Source organism: Mesorhizobium sp. M0862, assembly GCF_040319795.1.
Classification (GTDB): Bacteria; Pseudomonadota; Alphaproteobacteria; order Rhizobiales; family Rhizobiaceae; genus Mesorhizobium.
In genome coordinates, this window is the sequence record NZ_JAMYOJ010000004.1 from 141,363 (window position 1) to 160,306 (window position 18,944).

Genomic DNA, 18,944 nt, shown 5'->3' on the forward strand with positions numbered 1-18,944 from the left:
CTGTTTTCTCCTGTCTGCCGTTCATGCTGCACTTCCAATGTCGAGATCGAGGGCCGTCGCCCTTGGTTGGGTCAGCGCCGCCACGAATTCGCGAGCCCTGGCCCCACCGGTGTGGGAAGCGAGGACGAGTTTGCGAGCCCGGCCGGCCATGGCCAGGCGTGCGCGCTCGGACTCGCCAACGAGGATATCGATGACTTCGTCCGTCTCCGCGGCGGTGTGGATCGCCGATGCGGGAAAGAAGCTGTCGAGCCCTGGCCAGTGGTCGCTGACGATGGGCGTGCCGCAAGCCGCCGCTTCGAACAGGCGCACGCTGGGCGACCATCCTGCGGTGATCATGGAACTGCGTGTGACATTCAGCGTGTAGCGCTGACGGCTATAGAACGCGGCGTGATCGGCTGGCGGCAAATGTTCGATGCGTTCGACATTGTCCGGCCAGATGATGTCGGATGGATATTGGGAGCCGGCCACGACGAAACGGAGGTTCGGCATATGCCGTGCGGGCTCGAGCAGCAGAGCGTTCAGCGTTGTCTGCCGGTCCATGCTGTAGGTGCCGAGATAGCCGAGATCCCAGCGGATCGGATCTCCTGTCGGGTGATGCCGTTCTGGATCGACCGAACAATAGAGAGGTTCGGCATGGCGCGCGCCGAAGTCTTGCGCCAGATGGTTGAGCGTTGGTCCGCCGGTGAAGGAGAAATAGACATCGAAATACGGAATTTGCCGCGAACTCAGATAATCGCAATCGTCGGCTGAAAGCTTGGCCAGGGTCACCGGGGTGTCGATGTCGTAAAAGCAGAGCTGCCCCTTGCAGAGCGAGGCGACGATGTCGATGACCTGGCGTCCTTCTGGAACAAAGGATCCGATGACGATGATGTCGGCCTGCTCCAGGCACTGTGCGTAGTCGCGTTGCAGCTCCGCAGTGGTTTCGTAGTAGCGCAAGGCGCAGAACTCCGGATCGCGCAGATCGCGGTGATTGGCGTACCACGGCACGTTGCGCTCCAGAAAAGTCACCCGGTGACCGAGTCCGTGCAAGCCTTTCAAAAGACCCCGGAAAGTCGTGGCGTGGCCGTTTCCCCAGGATGAGGACAGCGACAGGCCGAGAAAGACGATGTCCAGTTTCTTGGTCATTCCGCTGCCTCCACGGCCCCGTGCTCGAAATGACGTTTGAAGACGGCATCCGCCACATCCGCCCGAAGCGCGTAGGTATGGTCCGCCAGCACGCGGTGAAGTGCGGCTTGGCCGATTGCCTTGGCCCGCCCGGGGGTCAGCGAGCGCATTATTTCGGCGACATCGCCGCCGTCACGCGCGACCAGGATCTCCTCGCCTGGTTTCAGGAACAGTTCCACGCCCAGCCATGCATCCGTGATGAGACAGGCGCCCGCGCCGGCCGCCTCGAACACTCGCGTGGCCGGTGAAAAACCGTTGGCGGCCATGCTGTCGCGGCTGATGTTCAACACGGCTTTTGGGGTGACATTGAAGGCGTTGTGATCGCGGGTGCCGACATGGCCGAGCCAGCCTACATTGGTGGGGAGCGGCTTGTCGCCCCAACCCGAGCCTCCGAGCAGGAAACGCTGTTTCGGCAGCTGGCTGGCGGGATCGAGGAAAAACGATTCGACACGCGCTTCACGGTCCGGCAGCCGGTTTCCGAGGAACGCCAGGTCGCAGGCAAAACGCGATTTGCTGACGACCGGATGGTGCGTTTCGGGATCGAGCGCATTGTAGATGGGCACGCACTCATTGGCGCCCATGGCACGATAGGCCCAGACAACGGGATCGCCGCCACCATAGGTCAGCACGAGGTCGATCTCCTGCAGTGCACGATGGAGCGGGTGGTCCGGCTCGTCGCGCAACTGGGCAAGCGTGGCTGGCGCATCCACGTCCCAGAATACGACAAGCGCGTCGCTGCGGGCGTGGTCGAGAACGGCGCGAAGCAGCGCCTCGTCTTCGAAACCGACGCCACTCGCCTTGACGACGATGTCGGCGCCGGCGGCACGTGCCGCGACCTGCATCAGCGCATGCTGGGTCGCTTCATAAACGACGACAGTGCACCAGTCGGGAGCTTCGATGTCGCGGTTCTTCTGCCGGTCGTAGACATCGGGTTCGTAGAACGTGATCTCGTAACCCAATTGCGAAAGTGCCTTGAGCAAACCGCGATAGTACGTCGCGGCACCGTTCCAGTAGGACGACAAAAGGCTCGATCCATAGAATGCGATCTTCATGCGACGGCTTCCTTTGCGGCTGTCGGGACGGCGGTGTGTCGGTTCGCGCATTGCGTGAGCACGCCGAGCAACTCGTCGACGCGGTGGCGGCAGGTGTGCCGCGAGCGGATGGTCTCGAGACCCGAGGTCACCAGGGAGGCCGCAAAGTCCTCGTCGGACAACACCGTCCGAAGCTGTTGCCGCATTTGCGAGCCATTCTCGGCAAACAGGAAGTCGACACCGGGCCTGAAAAGCTGCTCGACATCGGACCATGGCGCTGAAATCAGCGGAATGCCGCAGGCGAGTGCCTCGAACATGCGGATCGTCGGGATTCCGGGCAACCTCTCGCGATAGGGGCGCCGTGGAACGTGAACGGTGACACGATGCGCGGCGAAGGCCTTCGGCACGTCGGCATTGGCGATCCACCCCTCATAGCGCAGTCCTGCGGTGGCCAGATCCGCAAGTGCGGTCTTGGGGTAGCGTACGCCGTGAACAGCGGCATCAAGGCCGAGATCGTGCACCGGCTCGATCAGAAACTCCTTGAGTTCGGCGGTCCGCTCATCATCGCCCCAGTTGCCGATCCAGACCAGATCGGAGGTGGGGTGGATCTCCGGGTGCGGCTTGAACAGGCGATCGTCCGCCGCTTCATGCCAAGTGAAGACGCGCTTGCCCCAGCCGGCGCGCAGATAGCTCTCGCGCAAGGTTTCGCCAAAGGCGAGAACGCCGTCATAGTGCTCCAGCCGGAGCGCCGAGAGTGCCTCGGTCGCAGACACGGCCCGGTGGTGGGTGTCGTGAAAAAGAAGGATGAAGTTGCCGCCGGCGGCCCGGGCACGGCCAATACGTGCGACAAGCTCCGGATCCGTCCACTCATGAACGATCACAACGTCGGCCTCGGCAATCCAGGCTTCGTGATCAAATCCGGCGTCGTAGGTCACCGGCATCAGTTCGGGAAAATCCTTGCGGAAGCGTTCGATGGCGAACGACCCCTTCTCAGCCAGCAGATTCGACCGGCTCCAGCCATTCGCCGGCTCCAGCGCAATAGTCTGATGCCGGCGCTGGACCAGCTCTCGCATGACGCCGCGCAGGAAATGGGCATTGCCATGGTTCCAGTCGGAAACGACCGAGTGGGTGTAAAACACAAAGCGCATGATCAGCGCTCCGCCATCGCTAAGGCCGCTTTGTCGTAGACGCCGCGCATAGCCGCTGTCTGCTTTGTCAGCCTAAACCTGCGGCTGCGTCGGATGGCTGCCTGGCCAAGCTCTCGCCGGAGCTCGGCATCGCTGGAGAGACGGTTGAGGCAGGCAGCGAGATCGTGCGGATCGCGCGCGTCAAAGAATATCGCGGCCCCGTCCCATAGTTCGCGATAGGTGGCGATATCGGAAAGCACCAGGGGCGTAGCCGACATGGCGGCTTCCAGCGCGGCCAGGCCGAATGGCTCGTAGAGCGATGGCGATACGAAAATACCCGCGCGAGCCATCAACGAACGCACCTCATCGGACGGCACTGCTCCCAGAGGAACAGCATGGCTGAAGCTGACATGCTCGCCGTTTGGGCCGTTCGTCGAACCGGCGGCAAACAGAGGCCATCGCGTCAGGGACGCCGCCTGATCGACCACCGCCGCATTTTTGCCCTCGTCCCACCAGCGGGCAGCGGCGAAGACGAGCGGTTGATGCTTTTCGGCCTTCGGCAGAGGACGGGCACCATTTGTGACCACACTCAAGCGCGCGATCGGGCCGTAGCAGGTCTCTAGCATGTCGGCATGGCTGCGGCTCGGCGCGATGACCGCGTCGGCCCGATCCATGCCGCGTCTGTTGCGCTCCTTCTGCCAGGCCCATGCCCCATCCGCCGCCTGTCCTCTGACCGCATGGAACCAGGTCGTCACGCAGGAATGGGAGACCACCACGACCGGGCATGGCGCGTCGAATCCCGCCGCCTGCGAAGGCGCGTTGAAATGGACAAGGTCGATGGCGTGGTCGCGCATGGGCGCATGCAACTCCCGCGGCAGCGCGTCGAGATCACCGCCGTTGCGGGTCATCCAATCCGGCGGCGTGTTCAGCCAGATCAGCTTCGCGAAAGCCTCCGCCTCGTCGGCCTGCTGCCTGGACGGTGGCGGACCGAGGCCGGCAAGCACCACGCTATCGCCGCCGTTGACAAGTTCCCTGGCCAGGTCGAGCGCATAGCGCCACACGCCGCCCACGGCGTCGACCGTCATCAGGATGCGCCGCGAGCGCGGCGTCAGTGTCCGCAACATGTCGCCTCCAGTTCCGCCAGCGGACGCGGGCGCCTTTCCTGGATGTCGCTGAACTTCTGGAATGATGCGAGATAGTGATCATGGGCGCGCTCCCAGGCGAGGTCGTCGGGTTCGCCCCAAAGCTCGCGATAGCTTGGCGAACTCGGATATGGATAAAGCGGTACGGGTTCATTGGCCCACACGCCGTTGTCGATCAGGTGCGTTCGCCAGTAGTCCACAAGGGCAGGGTCATCCTCGACGACGCCGATCAGATTGGCCTGTACGAACGGAACGTGACGCCTGGCATTGACGAGCAGCGCGGCAAGTTCCTCGGTACCCAGCCGGCAGCGTTTCGCCAGCATCGCACGACCTTCCACGGTCAGGCTTTCGAGGCCGGCCTCGATGGAGACACAGCCAGCCGCACCGAGCAGTTCCAGCAGCTCGGGCTTCCAAAGGTCGATGCGGGTCTGCACACCGAACTTCACGTCGCGATGGATCAACGCTTCCAGCAGCGCTTTTTGCGGCAGGAAGATTTCATCGATGAAATAAATGTAGCCGACCCCCTGGGCAATCAGCCCATCGATTTCCGCTATGACAGCCTCGTGGTTTCGGCGGCGATAGGCATCGCGGAAATCGATCTTGGCGCAGAAGCTGCAATTGTAGGGGCAGCCGCGCGATGCTTCGACCTCCGCGCCGAACCCAACCTGCTTGTCATCGAACCTGTGATGGTGATGCGAATGGGCTGCGATCCAGTCTGATGGCCATTGGAGTGGCGGATGATCGACAAACGAGCTGGCGTGGACGCCGCCGTTCAAAACCACCTTGGCGTCGCGCAGGTAAGCGGTCGAGGGGACCGCGCTCCAGTCGTCGCGCCGGGCAAGTTCCGCGACGATTTCCTCGCATTCGCCGCGCACAACAATGTCGACGCCAAGCTTGCGCAAGGTTGGCGCGGGCGTAGCCGAGCCATGCGGCCCGACCGCGACTGTGCGTCCACCGCGCCCGGCGAGACGGTTGAGGAAATCGGCCGGCACGCGCAACTCGGGTGGTGCGCAGCGCCAGAACAGATAAGTCGGGGCGGTACTGACGACCGTCATTGCAGGCGCGAAATCAGCCACACGCTCGGAGAGGTCCGAGTTGTCGAGCTTCTGCAATTGCCCATCCAGCATCAACACCTCATGGCCGGCTGTTTCGAGGAGGGATTTCGAATAGCCGAGTTCCAGCGGGAGATGTGGTTGGCGGCAGCCGAAATAGATGCTGTCGTCATAGGTCCAGAACGGGTTTACCAGGGCGATTTTCATGCGACGTACCTCACGACTTCGGGGCGAGGCTGGAGCCGGTGTTGTTGCAGCCAGTCTGCGAGATCGCGAATGCCTTCGCGCCATGAAACACGAGCTTTCCAGCCAAGCATCGCTTTGATCTTGCGGGTGTCGGCGACGAAGAAGGGCTGATCGCCGGTGCGTTCGCCATCATGGCGGATCGAAAGCTCATGGCCGGTCAAGCTACGGATCTCGCTCAACAGCATGCGCAGGCTGATCGCATTATCGGGGCCGCCGCCAAGATTGAATGCCTGGCCTTTGGTCGTCTCGATACGATCGAGCGTGGCCCTGTAGGCGGCGACCGCATCGGAGACATGCAGTATATCGCGCACTTGTCTGCCGTCGCCGTAAATGGTGATTGGACGTCCCGTCAGCGCACTCAGCAGGAAGTGCGCGACCCAGCCTTGATCCTCGGTTCCGAACTGGCGCGGCCCGTAGATGCAGCTCATCCGCAGCACCGCCGTGGGCATGCCGTAGGATTTGGCATAGTCGAGCACATATTGGTCCGCCGCGCCTTTGGAGCAGCCATAGGGCGTGCAGAAATCCAGGCCGTGGGTCTCGTCGATGCCATTCGCTTGGATGATGCCGTCGCAAGGCAGGTAACGATCGCCGTCCTCGCGCACCGCGACGTCGGGCAGGCTGCCATAGACCTTGTTGGTGCTGGCGAAGACCACCGGAACAAACTCACTGCTCAGCCGCGCCGCCTCGAGGACATTGAACGTTCCCCGAAGGTTGATGTCGAAATCCTCGTCCGGTTGGACCAGGCTCGTTGTGACGGCGGTTTGCGCGGCCAGGTGGAAGATCGCCTTGGAACTCTTCAGAACGGGCGCAAGCGCGTTGGCGTCGCGCACGTCAATCGTTTCGACCATGAGGCGGCTTCCGTGTTTCTGCGCCAGCCATTCAAGGTTCTGTTCGACGCCGGGGCGGCTGAGATTGTCGATCACCAGCACCGGCTCGCCATCCGACAACAGGCTGTCGGCCAGGTTCGATCCTATGAAGCCGCTGCCGCCGACAATGGCGACGGGCGCGTCGCGTCGATTGCGCGTATTCATGACACCAGCCCACGTTCTTCAAGCTCGCGTTTCATGTCGGCGCCGCGGTCGATGGCGGACGAGTTGCGCACCCAGGAAACGAAATCGGCGAGCGAATTCTCCAGTTGTTGCCTCGGCTCGAAACCGAGCAGCTCACGGGCCTTGGAAATATCGGCGAAGCAGTTGCGGATATCCCCGGAGCGCGCCTTGCCGAGCAACTCTGGCGAGCGGTCCGGCGTTCCCATGGCCTCGGCAAGTACCCGCGCGACGTCGCTGATAGCATAGGCTCGGCCGCTGCCGATGTTGATGACGTGACCCCTTGCCTGGCGTTGCTGCAGCGCAAGACGAAAGGCGCGGGCGACGTCATCCACATGGACGAAATCGCGTTTCTGTTCGCCATCCTCGAAGATCATTGGCCGTTGGCCGTTGGCGAGACGCGAAGCAAAATTGGCCAACACGCCGGTATAGGGGTTCGACAACGCCTGGCCGGCGCCGAAGACGTTGAACAGGCGCAGCGCGACCGCATCAATGCCATAGGCTTCGCCGAAGATCAGCACGGCGCGTTCCTGGGCGTATTTCGTCAGCGCATAGATAGAGGCGAGATCGACCGGCTTTTCCTCGTCCGTCGGCAGGGGGGAGAGGGGCTCGCCTTCCGGCGACAGCGGATTCCACTGCCCGTTTTTGATGTCGCTCGCCTTGCGCCGGGCATTGTCGATGCGCCGGTCGTCCGATGTAGCATAGAGGCCCTCGCCATAGACACTCATCGATGAGGCGACGACAATGCGCTCGACTGGATGTTTGATCAGCGCCTCGAGCAGCGTCGCGGTGCCGAGATCGTTGGTGCCGACATAGCGCGCGATCTCGTACATCGACTGTCCGACGCCGACTTCCGCGGCCAGATGAATGACCGCGTCAACGCCTTCCAGCGCCTTGGCGACCGCCTCCCGGTCCCGAATGTCGCCCTTGATCAGCTCGGCCCCGGCGGGAAGGGCGACTGTTTCGCCTGCGTGCACCTGCTCCAGCAGCACATCCAAAATGCGAACCGAATAATCCTGCTCGATGAGTTCCTGGGCGACATGCCGGCCGATGAAGCCGCAGCCCCCTGTAACCAATATCCGTTTCACGACCACTCCTCAGACAGGTAATTTTGGCGACTCAGACAGGTAATCTTGGCGACCCGAACTTTTCGGCAAAAGGTTTGTTCCCTTGGCTTCAACAAAGTTCCTTTGGCCGGCTTCGTTCGGAAGCAGCCACATCGCGCTCGCCGCGCCGTGCCGGAACATTGCCGCCCTTGTGCTGTTAGGACGCCGGCAGCCCCGACGATGCCCGATGTTGGCAACGCCGATGATCAAAGGAGATTTCAATGTCCCAGTCGCAAACGACCACCAATCACGACGAAATCCGCAAATGGGCGGAGGAGCGGGATGGACGGCCGGCAGTGGTTCGCACCAAAGGCGCGGGCGGCATCCTGCGGATCGACTTCGGCAAACCCGAGGAAGCATTCGAGCCGGTCGAATGGGATGAGTTCTTCCGCATATTCGACGAGAACGATCTGGCCTTTCTTTACCAGTCCAAGACTGGTGACGGACAAACCAGCCGTTTCAACAAGTTCGTCGAGCGCAACCAGAAGGGCGAATGACGCACTTCGAGCCGGCCGATTTGCCTGACCTGGTTCTCGGGCAAATTTTTCTGGATGCGGTAGAACAATAGAGGGCTCCGATCCTTCGGTCGCTGAACCACAGCCGCAGCAAGGATCGAAGGCCTGAGCAGAATCGGAGCCCTGAGCGCAGGAGGAGAAGTGATGCGAAGGGCGACGACGAACTGCTGCCCGAGGCCGTTGAGTTCGGCCTTATCACGGAGAACCTTGAATGAAGCGAAACCGGGCGGGAAGAGAGATCAACGCCGGGCGCCGTAACGCCGAGTTGGAGCGAGGATTAGCAGGGTGGTGGTTTTGGCGGCAACGGCCGGATAGGCGCCAAAAGCTGGAAACCCTCTACTCCCCCTGCCGTGAAACCAAAACGCCGCTCATCAGTCGTCCTGCTGCCTGCGGTGGCGGTGTTTTTCGATCTCCTCGGGCTCTTCATCGTCGATCCGCGTGATGTTCGAGGCATTGTGGTCTGATCGCAGGATCTCATCCAGTTTGGCGTGAATGGCCTGAGTGTCGCGGTGCTCGGCACGCTGGATGAACAGCGTCATGGCCCACGTAAACAAGGTAGCCGCTCCATGCCAGTCCAGGGTCTGTCGCTCGAAGATCATCCAAAGGATTGCGTAGACCAACAGGATCAGGAATGCCGCGGGGCGGGAGGTTAATGTGCCGATTGAGGTAAGCACGCCGGTGACGGGATGATTGGCCATGCGAAAGAACTCGCGGCAGTGACCGTGGTTCCCGACCGCAGTGCATCGCGCCGGCACGAGCCAGCTAGGCGCGACGGATGAATTCACGGCGCAGTGCTTGCCGGTCGCAGCTACAACGATGACCACTCGATTGCCGGGCGCGCAATCATCAGCCAGAAAATGGCGAGCACGGCGCCGAAAGCTGGGAAGCCGAAGACAAACCAGCGTCTGAACAGCTGATGGTAGCGCTCGGGAGGAGGTTGGTTGGAGAGTGCGGCCTGTGTGGCTAGATTTCGCATCTCGATCTGCATCCACACGACAGGCAGCCAGAACAGGCCCGTTAAGATGTAGAGCAGGATCGAGAGAACGATCCATCCTTCGGACAGCGAATACCCCGCAACCCTAGCGAGGCCCAGTCCGGTCAGAGGTTGTGCGACAACGGCCGTAGCCGTGAACAGGAAATCAGCCAGCACGACAATGCGGGCGACGGCTGCGATCGTCGCGGCATTCCCGGTCCGGTGTGCCAAAAGCATGAAAAAAGCAATGCCGGCACCAGTTCCGAGCAGCACAGCAGCGCCGATCACGTGCAGGTATTTAAGCACGAAGTACATCATCAGCGTTCCTCCAGAATGGCCAGCGCTGCAAAATGCAGAACGAGGATCGGGAGGATTTTGATCAGCGGCCCGAGTGGCTCAAGCCAAAGATCCGGCCGCAGAATGCTCCCAGCGGTCGCATAGAAAAGCGATACCGCGATTGCGCCGAAAAGACCAAGCCGGCTGGTTGGGCGCCAGGCGATAAGCGCCCCGACGGCGATGTCAGCCAGCGCGCCGGCGACTACCGCCGGTTCGGCCAAGGGGCCGGCAGCAGTGCCAATCAGCAAGTCAACTCCGCTGCGCCAGCCGGCGGTGAGGGAAATGATGCCGGTCATGATCCAGAAGAGCGGCAAGACGACAAAGAGCGCCGGCTTGACAAAGTAAAGACCGGCGAACCATCGCTCCTGCACGGTCGCAGGATTTAAACGCAGTGCAGATGCAAGACTTGATGGTTGAATGCCGGTCGCCGTCATCCACGGCTGGGGATCGCCGACAGCGCCACGGGCAATCTCTTTTGCTGCATTGCTGCGCATCGGCGGGCGCCAGCCCAGCTGAGCCGCGGCATCCCCGAACCTGTACAAGATAGCTGCGGCCCAATTCGGCAAGATGAACTCCCGAGCACTGCTCCATCCGAACCAGCGGCGATAGCGACCCACGACCTCGCTCATCGAAAGTGCCTCGGGCCCAGCCAGGTCCAGCGTGAGGTGCGATGGGCTGCCGGGTTTGAGGAAGAACAGGACGGTGGAGATGACGTCATCGAGTTGAACGACTTGGAGACGGCCCGTGTCGGGCATCAATGGCAAGAGCGGCAAAGCTGCGAGGCCGCGAAACAGTGCACTTGCGCCGAAGGCCGGCCTTCCCAGCACTACGGAGGGGCGCAGGATGACCCAGTCAAGGCTACGTGCCATCAGTGCTTCATCGCCAGCGAGCTTGCTGGCGGAAAAGGCGGACGGCTGCTGGCGATCGACCCCGATGGCAGAAAAGTGGATCACCTTGTTCACACCTGCTTGCTCACACGCGGTGAAGAGAGCCGAGGCGCCGGTAGAATGGACATGCCGGGTGTTTTCCCGGGCACTATCCTGGAGGACGCCGGCGCAGTTTACGACGGCGTCCGCACCGGCGAGATAGGGGGTCCAGTCCTGAGGTCGCAAGGCCCGCGCCATATCCAGGGAAACGGTTGGGATCTCCGGGTGGACGCCAGTGTCTGCGTGGTGAAGCACGCGGACCACTTCATGTCTCTCGCCGGCCAGGCGCGCGCAAAGCGCGGCTCCAATCAGACCTGACGCGCCGGTGACGAGAATTTTCATTCCTTCCTCCAGCCGTTCACCGGCGCGTGCCCTTCCACCAACCCAGCGGCTGCGCCTGAGAGAACTCTAGCAAAGACGAAGTCAGCAGTCTCACGCCGGGTGGAACAAGTTCCGGGCATCAACGCAGCCAAAGATGAGCCGGTAGGGTGCGTTCGCATCTGTAGGTCAACTTCGCCGGAATTTCGTCGCCGGCTCGGCGCAATCGCGGAGGTCGTTATGAATGTGAGTTGCAGCCTTGGCGGCGTCTCCGAACGCAACAGCAATTTGATTGAGCCCCTCGGCCACGTCGCCAATGGCATAGAGTCCTGGCGTTGAAGTCTCAAGGTGTCGGTTGACCAGGACATAGCCTTCTGCGTCACAGTTAGCCCCCAGAGCAACCGCGAGTTCGGAGCGTACGTCGCTGCCCATCGAAGGGTACACCACATCGATGTTGCGCATCGGGGCGCCCTCGGCCATGACGACATCGAACCCGGTTCGTCGAGGGATCAGGTCATCGACAGCGTCCCAGATTTCAACTCCGCCTGCCAAGGCGGCGCCGCGGGCAGCTTCGGAAACATCATCCTGGTTATTGGCGAGCAAGGCGACCTGACTGCCATATCCCTTCAGGAACAGAGCCTCCCTGACGGCGAGATGCTCCGGACCAACAACGCCGATGCGGCTACCCCGGGCCTCATATGCATCGCAAACCGGGCACAGTCTGACAATGCCGGTTGCGATCGCCTCCTCCAGTCTTTCAATGGGAGGTGCCTTGTCCACAATGCCCGTTGCCAGAATCACGCGCCTTGCTTGGACAATCCCGCAGGTGGTCGTCAGGACAAAAAAACCCTCGCGTTTTTCGGCGTGGCCTACGCAACCATGGACAAGGCTCGCGCCGTACAGCTGTGCCTGGGCTCGTAGGCGGCCGAGCAGTTCTTCCCCGCTGATGCCGTCGGGGAAGCCGGGACAGTTGCGGGATTTTGGGATGAGCTTGGCACGCGCATGCCCCGCATCGAGCGAGATCACCGAACGCAGAAACCTGGCTAAATACATGGCTGCAGCGAGCCCCGCGGGGCCGCCGCCGACGATGGCAACGTCAAAAACTTGTTCGCCCGAAAAACTTGGTTCGCCCGAAAAGCTTGGCATAGGGCCTAACTTCAACTCAACAAGCTTGTTCCACAGGGTCGAAATGGACGCAATCAGGATGCACACTGCGCGATAAGAGTGAACTCCAATCGAGTCGTGAAGAGAAAGGCCACTGCCTCATCAAGCTGCAAAAACCTCGTGGCTCCCAACGCTGTGAGTACAGCGCCACTGGGAAAGTGAATGCATCATGGAACTTCGGCTCATCGTCGCGCTTAGTTTGGCGAAAGGGTGGTCTGAGATGAGCGCGACCAGAGAGTTTTTTCAAAACTGGCTACAGGAGAATGTCGGCACACTTCCTGGTCGAGAGGAAGTCAGCGTCGCGGTGCTCGCTCAGCAATTCGAGCAAGATGCCGAGGTGGCTGGTTATGGGCGTGAAGTAAGGGAGGACGAACTCGGAAACATCGAAGATGCTATCGTGCAAGCGATCGAGAACGCCGGGTCCGGGGTGCAGAGCCCGAGCTCCGAAAAGAGCGATCCGGCACCTGTAATGGACGCGTTGGAGGTCGATGATGCCAAGAGCGGACCGTAGCCCCTGACACCTTCTTCTGTTCGCCTGAACAAGCCCCCCGGGCTGCTATACGAGCTGAAAAACGGACCTTAGGTGCTTCCCGTTAGTTCCATGCACCATTGAGGAACATTCCTGCCGCCACGGCGTTAGGAAAGTTCCTTCACACCCGGTGCGCCCGTGCTGACTGCTACCCTTCCAGGCGAATGGCTGACCCGGCATGATCAGGGTCACATCTCGCGGCGGGCCGCTCTTGCGGGTATTTGTTGCTGGCTATTGGGTGCTTCCGCAGAAGCCGCGCCACAGCCATCGCCGCTCGTGCGATTTGGCGTGCTGGGATTTGGCACCGCCGCCTGGGAAGTTGACGTCATGCGGCGACATGCGTTGGACACTGTGCACGGCGTATCAATCGAGGCTCAGCGGCTTGCCGGTACCGAAGCCGGTAAGACCGCATTGCTGGCGGGCAGCGTCGACGTCATCGTTTCGGATTGGGTTTGGGTCATGCGCCAGCGCAGCGAAGGCGCCGATCTGGTCTTCTATCCCTATTCTCGTGCCGTCGGCGCGCTGGAACTGCCGCAAGGCTCGCCCATTCGAACTCTTGCGGACCTCAAGGGCAAAAGGCTGGGGATCGCAGGTGGTCCGCTGGACAAAAGCTGGATCCTGTTGCGCGCGCTCGGCCTCCGTCAGGTGAAGCGCGATCTTGCTGAAGAGGTGGAGCCAGTGTTCGGCGCGCCGCCCTTGTTGGAGCAGGAATTTCTGGCGGGGCGACTGGATGCACTGCTGACGTTCTGGAATTTCGCCGCCCGTCTCGAGTCAGAGGGGGCAAGGCCTCTGCTCAGTGTCGCTCAAATCCTGCAGGGGCTTGGCGTTTCCGTGGACTTGCCGATGCTCGGCTACGTCTTCCATGAAAGCTGGGCGCGGGCCAACCCGATCGCCCTCGAGCGATTCACGAGCGCCACTGCGGCAGCGAAGTCGCTGCTCGAGTCTTCGGACGACGAATGGCGGGTGCTCGCGCCTCAATTGGGCACGGACGATCCTCACCTCCAGGCGGCGCTACGCGCCGCCTATCGTGCCGGAATCCCTCGTCGGTTCGGCAAAGACGAACGTGATGGCGCGGCCCGGTTGTTTGCAATCCTGGCCGAATTGGGCGGCGAGGATCTGGTCGGCAAGGCGACGAGCCTCGATCCTGGTGTCTTCCGGGCCATACCGGCTTGAGCTCGCGCCAATGACCGATGTCCCAGCGTTCCCCATCACAATGCAGCGTTGGCAATCGACTGCGGCATTGCTGACCATGGTGCTCGTCTGGCAGATTGCATCATCGATCGCCGCCGATCGCCTGTTTCCTGGTCCGGTCCAGGTTGTTTCGGTTCTCCTGCACGAAGTGGTTCGGGGCGAGCTGCCATACCATTTGGGCATCTCGCTTGCGCGCGTCGTGGCAAGCCTCGGGTCGGCAATCGTCATCGGCGCGGCCCTTGGCTACGCGGCAGGCCGCTCGCACAGAGCCGACATATGGATGAGGCCTTGGATCGTGTTACTCCTCAACATGCCGGCGCTGATCACGGTCATTGTAATTTATATCTGGCTTGGTCTTGCCGAGACTGCGCTTGTCCTTGCGGTCGCGCTCAACAAGATCCCCAATGTCGTGGTGACTATTCGTGAAGGCGCCAGCCGGCTGGACAAGGACTTTGCCGAAATGGCTGAGCTCTATCGCTTCGGGCGTGCTGCAAAGCTGCGGCATGTCGTGCTGCCGCAATTGGCGCCGTTCTTTCTCGTCACCCTGCGCAGCGGGCTGGCATTGACGTGGAAGATCGTGTTGCTCGCCGAACTGCTCGGCCGCTCCAACGGCGTCGGGTTCCAGCTACAGGTCTATTTTCAGAACTTCGACGTCACCCACATCCTTGCCTATGCGATCAGCTTCGGCGTTGTGATGCTTGCCATAGAGTATGGACTGCTTGTGCCGTTGGAACGTCGTCTGTTCGCCTGGCGACGCTGATGCTGAGGATCAGGATCGAGGACAAGACTTTCCCCGGTGACGACGGCCAGCGCCGGACGATCTTTCGCGCGCTGTCGCTTGATATAGCCGACGGACAGGTCTGCGTCCTGACCGGCCCTTCCGGTGTCGGCAAGTCGACGCTGCTGTCGATCGTTTCGGGCGTCGACCGCGAATTTCGCGGCAGCGTGAGCGGACGACCGCTTCCGATAGGCATGCTGTTCCAGACACCGAGGCTGCTGCCCTGGCTCACCGCCTTGCGCAATGTAGAGCTGGCCATCCCGGATCGCGCGCCCGATGCGGCCCGGTGGCTTGCCGCTGTCGGTCTGAAAGGCAATGAGAAGAGCTATCCGCAGCGACTCTCGGGCGGTATGGCGCGGCGCGTAGCGCTTGCCCGGGCGCTCGCCATGGAGCCTGCGCTACTCCTCCTCGACGAGCCATTCGCTTCACTCGACGAGGCGACCGCGCAAGCCATGCGCTGCCTGCTGCAGGATTGTTTCGCCAGTCGGCGGACTACCACGCTGCTGGTTACGCATGATCTCGCATATGCCTCGTCGCTGGGTGATCGGGTTATTGTCCTGGAGGGATCGCCGGCGCGCATCGTGCGCGATGTCGCAATCTCTGGTGGCGATGAAGCGGGATCGTCGCGGTTTGGGCTGGGGGCGACACAATGAGACTGTTGCTGGGCCTTCTCTTTCTTTTGCTGATCACCGGCCCTGGCGCCACCGAGCAACAGACGATGGTGATCGGGTATATCGGCCAGGAGCGCAAACCGGCTCTGCCCCTTGGACCCCTTGATGAAGCCGTCACCGATGACGGCCTGCAAGGCGCAAGGCTCGGCATTGCCGACGACGAAAGCACCGGCCGGTTTCTTGGGCAGAAATTTCGGCTGGAGGAAAGAATATTGAAACCAACCGAAACGCCGGACGACGCGGTAAGACAATTCGCCGATGCCGGCATCGCCTTTGTCGTCGCCGATCTCGACGCCAGTCAGCTTCTACAGGCCAGTGCCGCGCCCGGTGCCGAGCAGATGACGTTGCTCAACAGCCGGGCGCCGGACGACGTGCTTCGCCAGCAGGACTGCCGTGGGAACGTGCTGCACACGATCCCGAGCCGCGCCATGCTCGCCGACGGGCTGGCGCAATATCTCGCCTGGAAGCGCTGGCAGCGTTGGTTCCTGCTTGTGGGGCCGCATTCGCAGGATCAGGCGATGGCTGCGGCCTTTCGACGGGCGGCGGCTCGCTTCGGAGCCGAGATCACGATCGACCAGCCGTGGACATTCAGGCCCGCCAACGGACGTGCCGATACAGGGCATGTCACGCTGCAGACCGAAATACCCGCGGTCACGCAGGTCAGCGACTATGATGTGCTCGTGGTCGCCGACGTGGCGGATGAATTCGGCGCCTATCTGGAGGGCCGCACCGCGCTGCCGAGAATCGTCGCCGGCACGCAAGGGCTGGTCGCCACAGGCTGGAGCGCTGTCAGCGAGGAATGGGGCGCCACGCAACTGCAGGACCGTTTCCACAGGCAGGCAGGGCGCTGGATGTTGCCCAGCGACTACGCGGCCTGGCTCGCTGTGCGCAGTATCGGCGAAGCGGCGACGCGCCTGCACAGTCTCGATCCCGCGGCAATCGGCAGATATATACGCGGCGACGCGTTTCTTCTCGCTGGCTTCAAGGGGCAGGGGCTTAGTTTCCGTCCCTGGGACGGACAGATGCGCCAGCCCATTTTGATCGCCGGGCCTCGCCTCTTGATTTCCAGCTCACCGCAACCGGGCTTCCTGCATCAGCGCACGCCGCTCGACACGCTGGGCATAGACCTGGAGGAGAGCACATGCAAGTTCTGATGACGCTGTTGTTGGCGGCGTTCGCTCTTGCTGCTCCCGCCGCCGCCGAGACCATCTACGTTTCCAATGAGCAGGATAATACCGTCGCGGTCGTCGACGGCGTGACAATGACTTTGCTGGCGACGATCGATGTCGGCCGCCGTCCGCGCGGGCTGGCACTGTCGATCGACAACAAGATGCTGTTCGTCGCGGAAGGCGACGACAACCGCATCGACGTGGTCGACGTCGCGAAGCGGCGGGTCGTCGGGGAATTGCCTTCGGGAGCCGATCCGGAATTCTTCGCAGTCCATCCCGATGGCAAGCGGCTGTTCGTCGCCAACGAGAATGACAATCTGGTGTCGGTGGTGGACATCGCCGCGGCCAAGGTCATCGGCACCGTGGATGTCGGCGTCGAACCGGAAGGAATGGCGGCCAGCGCCGACGGCCGCTATGTCGCCTGCACTTCGGAGACCACCAGCATGGTGCATCTGATCGACGCAGGCACGCTTGAACTCGTCGACAATCTGCTGGTCGATACCCGGCCGCGCGCGGCTTTATTCTCGCCGGACGGTAAGCAATTCTGGGTGTCCTCGGAGATCCGGGGCACCGTCACCGTCTTCGACACGGCAACGCGCGCGCAGACCGGCAAAGTCGAGTTCGAGGTGCCGGGTATACGACGCGAGGGTGTGCAGGCGGTCGGCATGGCGACGTCCCGCGATGGCACGACGGTCTATGTGGCGCTCGGCCCCGCCAACAGGATTGCGGAAGTCGATGTTAAAACGCTGACGGTCCGTCGGCTCTACCTTGTTGGTCAACGACCCTGGCACGTTGCGCTCTCCGGCGACCAGAAGCGCCTGGTCAGCGCAAACGGGAATTCCGGCGATATTTCGTTTATCGATCTGGAAAACCAGGAGGTGGTGAAATCGCTGCCGGTGGGGCGGGGACCGTGGGGCGTCGTGATCGGGCCATGAACGCCTTGTCGGTCGAGAATCTGGGCCATAGTTTCGGAAGCCGGCGGGTTCTCGACGGCGTCTCCTTCTCTGTGGCCCAAGGCAGGATGTGCATCTTGCTAGGCCGCAACGGCGCCGGCAAGACAACGCTGTTCTCGCTGATCACCGGTCTTTATCACGCCCGCTCCGGCTCGGTGCATGTCTTCGACCAGGCGATGGATGTCAACCCGTCCGCCGCGTTGGCGCAGATGGGCGTCGTCTTCCAGTTGCCGACCCTCGATCTCGATCTGACAGCCGGCGAGAACCTGCGTTACCACGCGGCCTTGCATGGCCTTAGCCAGGCCTTGAGCAAGGAGCGCTCCATCCACGAACTCGGCCGGCTGGATGTGCTGGACAGGATCGACGATCCTGCCCGAGCGCTTTCCGGGGGGCAGCGTCGCCGTGTCGAGATAGCACGCGCTCTGATGCATAGCCCACGCCTTTTGCTGCTGGACGAGCCGACCACCGGGCTCGACGTGCCGGGCCGCCACGCGCTCGAGCGGCACGTGCGGGAGCTTTGCCGCCAGCGCGGCATTGCCGTCCTGTGGGCAACACATTTTCTGGAGGAACTAACGGCGGATGACGATGTGGTGGTGCTGCATCGAGGCACAATCCGGTGGGCCGGCCGCGCCGATCGGCTGGCTGCCGATCTCGGTGTGGCGAGCACGGGCGAGGCCTTCGCGTCGCTGACGGAGTCCGAATGAAAACGTCTCACGCAGTGCGCGCGCTCAACGGCATCCTGCGCAGGGAGATGCTGCGCACGTTGCGGCAACGCGGCCGGCTGCTCTCGGCGATGGTACGGCCGCTGGTCTGGCTGGCAATCTTTGCCGCTGGCTTCCGCTCCGTTCTCGGTCTGTCGATCACGCCACCCTACCAGACCTATGTTCTCTATGACGTGTATGTGGTGCCTGGGCTAGCGGCCATGATGCTGCTCTTCCATGCCATGGCAAGTTCGCTGGCCATGGTCTACGATCGCGAGATGGGCAGCATGCGCCTGTTGCTGACCGCACCATTGCCGCGCTGGTACCTGCTTGCGGCGCGCCTGCTGGCCAGCGTGATCGTCGGCGTGCCGCTGGTCTACTTGTTTCTGTTGATCGCGCGTTTCTGGGATGTGCGGCCGCCCGTTTTCGGCTACGTCGCGGTATTTCCGGCGCTCGTGCTGGCGGGCCTCATGCTTGGCGCGTTCGGACTGCTTGTCTCCTCGGTTTCGACACAGATGGAGAACTTTGCCGGTGTCATGAATTTCGTCATCTTTCCGGTGTTCTTTGCCTCGACGGCGCTCTATCCGCTGTGGCGGCTTGCCGAGGCGGGACCGGTGCTGGCAACAATCGCCGCCTGGAACCCGTTCAGCTCGGCGGTCGAGCTGATACGCTTCGCGCTCTATCTGCGGTTCGATCCTGTCGCGGCGGTTGTGGTCCTTGGCTGCCTCATCGCCTTCTTCCTCGCGGCGGTCATCGGCTATGACCCCGGCCGGGGCTTGTGGTCCCGGCGCGGCGGCGAGGGATGA

General features: G+C 62.2%; 20 protein-coding genes. 9 read left to right on the top strand and 11 right to left on the bottom strand.

All coding sequences use genetic code 11. The features are described from left to right. Positions 1 to 21: 21 nt before the first annotated feature. The 7 genes from NKI15_RS07760 to NKI15_RS07790 are packed head-to-tail and all read right to left on the bottom strand — an operon-like array spanning position 22 to position 7,896. Entirely contained in the window at positions 22 to 1,125 is a 1,104-nt protein-coding gene (locus tag NKI15_RS07760; protein WP_023725529.1) for a CgeB family protein, read from the bottom strand. After that, the gene (locus tag NKI15_RS07765) at positions 1,122 to 2,216 is read right to left on the bottom strand and encodes a CgeB family protein (protein WP_023749966.1); all 1,095 of its coding nucleotides are present in this window, start codon (positions 2,214 to 2,216) and stop codon (positions 1,122 to 1,124) included. Before NKI15_RS07765 ends, NKI15_RS07760 begins: the two co-directional genes overlap by 4 nt. Next, positions 2,213 to 3,343: a CgeB family protein gene (locus NKI15_RS07770; RefSeq protein WP_023681098.1), complete on the bottom strand. Its 1,131-nt coding sequence runs from the start codon at positions 3,341 to 3,343 to the stop codon at positions 2,213 to 2,215. The genes NKI15_RS07765 and NKI15_RS07770 overlap by 4 nt, the downstream gene beginning before the upstream one ends. Positions 3,344 to 3,345: 2 nt before the next feature. Then, positions 3,346 to 4,446: a glycosyltransferase family 4 protein gene (locus NKI15_RS07775; RefSeq protein WP_023681099.1), complete on the bottom strand. Its 1,101-nt coding sequence runs from the start codon at positions 4,444 to 4,446 to the stop codon at positions 3,346 to 3,348. Then, positions 4,431 to 5,723: a TIGR04295 family B12-binding domain-containing radical SAM protein gene (locus tag NKI15_RS07780; RefSeq protein ID WP_023725527.1), complete on the bottom strand. Its 1,293-nt coding sequence runs from the start codon at positions 5,721 to 5,723 to the stop codon at positions 4,431 to 4,433. The genes NKI15_RS07775 and NKI15_RS07780 overlap by 16 nt, the downstream gene beginning before the upstream one ends. Further along, positions 5,720 to 6,793, bottom strand: a complete 1,074-nt coding sequence (locus NKI15_RS07785; protein WP_023714670.1) for a GDP-mannose 4,6-dehydratase — start codon at positions 6,791 to 6,793, stop codon at positions 5,720 to 5,722. The genes NKI15_RS07780 and NKI15_RS07785 overlap by 4 nt, the downstream gene beginning before the upstream one ends. Beyond that, positions 6,790 to 7,896, bottom strand: a complete 1,107-nt coding sequence (locus NKI15_RS07790; RefSeq protein WP_023749964.1) for an NAD-dependent epimerase/dehydratase family protein — start codon at positions 7,894 to 7,896, stop codon at positions 6,790 to 6,792. Before NKI15_RS07790 ends, NKI15_RS07785 begins: the two co-directional genes overlap by 4 nt. 239 nt (positions 7,897 to 8,135) lie before the next feature. On the opposite strand from NKI15_RS07790, the gene NKI15_RS07795 reads away from it, so the two are divergent. Further along, positions 8,136 to 8,411: a hypothetical protein gene (locus NKI15_RS07795; protein WP_023667991.1), complete on the top strand. Its 276-nt coding sequence runs from the start codon at positions 8,136 to 8,138 to the stop codon at positions 8,409 to 8,411. A gap of 389 nt (positions 8,412 to 8,800) precedes the next feature. Here the strand turns inward: NKI15_RS07795 and NKI15_RS07800 are convergent, their stop codons facing one another. The 4 genes from NKI15_RS07800 to NKI15_RS07815 form a co-directional block, all read right to left on the bottom strand. Beyond that, a complete protein-coding gene (locus NKI15_RS07800; protein ID WP_023681103.1) occupies positions 8,801 to 9,127 on the bottom strand; it encodes a low affinity iron permease family protein in 327 nt (108 codons plus the stop codon). Between the two features lie 110 nt (positions 9,128 to 9,237). Next, a complete protein-coding gene (locus NKI15_RS07805; RefSeq protein WP_023681104.1) occupies positions 9,238 to 9,720 on the bottom strand; it encodes a DUF2269 family protein in 483 nt (160 codons plus the stop codon). Continuing rightward, positions 9,720 to 11,006 (bottom strand): SDR family oxidoreductase, encoded by a 1,287-nt coding sequence (locus tag NKI15_RS07810; protein ID WP_352513840.1) that lies wholly within the window; start codon positions 11,004 to 11,006, stop codon positions 9,720 to 9,722. The genes NKI15_RS07805 and NKI15_RS07810 overlap by 1 nt, the downstream gene beginning before the upstream one ends. Before the next feature lie 165 nt (positions 11,007 to 11,171). Continuing rightward, a complete protein-coding gene (locus NKI15_RS07815; RefSeq protein ID WP_031200197.1) occupies positions 11,172 to 12,128 on the bottom strand; it encodes an NAD(P)/FAD-dependent oxidoreductase in 957 nt (318 codons plus the stop codon). Between the two features lie 187 nt (positions 12,129 to 12,315). Between NKI15_RS07815 and NKI15_RS07820 the strand changes: the two genes are divergently transcribed. From NKI15_RS07820 to NKI15_RS07855, 8 genes are all read left to right on the top strand, one after another. Beyond that, positions 12,316 to 12,657, top strand: coding sequence for a DUF768 domain-containing protein (locus NKI15_RS07820; RefSeq protein WP_023667997.1), 342 nt, complete (start codon positions 12,316 to 12,318; stop codon positions 12,655 to 12,657). A gap of 156 nt (positions 12,658 to 12,813) precedes the next feature. After that, positions 12,814 to 13,848, top strand: coding sequence for an ABC transporter substrate-binding protein (locus tag NKI15_RS07825; protein WP_031243152.1), 1,035 nt, complete (start codon positions 12,814 to 12,816; stop codon positions 13,846 to 13,848). 10 nt (positions 13,849 to 13,858) lie between these two features. Further along, a complete protein-coding gene (locus NKI15_RS07830) occupies positions 13,859 to 14,626 on the top strand; it encodes an ABC transporter permease (RefSeq protein WP_023704600.1) in 768 nt (255 codons plus the stop codon). Beyond that, the gene (locus tag NKI15_RS07835) at positions 14,626 to 15,297 is read left to right on the top strand and encodes an ABC transporter ATP-binding protein (protein WP_031195825.1); all 672 of its coding nucleotides are present in this window, start codon (positions 14,626 to 14,628) and stop codon (positions 15,295 to 15,297) included. Before NKI15_RS07830 ends, NKI15_RS07835 begins: the two co-directional genes overlap by 1 nt. Further along, complete coding sequence (locus tag NKI15_RS07840; RefSeq protein WP_023704602.1) at positions 15,294 to 16,469, top strand: lanthanide ABC transporter ABC transporter substrate-binding protein PedA1; 1,176 nt, start codon at positions 15,294 to 15,296, stop codon at positions 16,467 to 16,469. Before NKI15_RS07835 ends, NKI15_RS07840 begins: the two co-directional genes overlap by 4 nt. Beyond that, entirely contained in the window at positions 16,457 to 17,419 is a 963-nt protein-coding gene (locus NKI15_RS07845) for a PQQ-dependent catabolism-associated beta-propeller protein (RefSeq protein WP_023704603.1), read from the top strand. The genes NKI15_RS07840 and NKI15_RS07845 overlap by 13 nt, the downstream gene beginning before the upstream one ends. After that, the gene (locus tag NKI15_RS07850) at positions 17,416 to 18,141 is read left to right on the top strand and encodes a lanthanide ABC transporter ATP-binding protein PedB/LutE (RefSeq protein ID WP_023704604.1); all 726 of its coding nucleotides are present in this window, start codon (positions 17,416 to 17,418) and stop codon (positions 18,139 to 18,141) included. Before NKI15_RS07845 ends, NKI15_RS07850 begins: the two co-directional genes overlap by 4 nt. Next, positions 18,138 to 18,944 carry a lanthanide ABC transporter permease protein PedC gene (locus NKI15_RS07855; protein WP_023691435.1) on the top strand — a complete coding sequence of 269 codons (807 nt, stop codon included), beginning with the start codon at positions 18,138 to 18,140 and terminating at the stop codon, positions 18,942 to 18,944. Before NKI15_RS07850 ends, NKI15_RS07855 begins: the two co-directional genes overlap by 4 nt.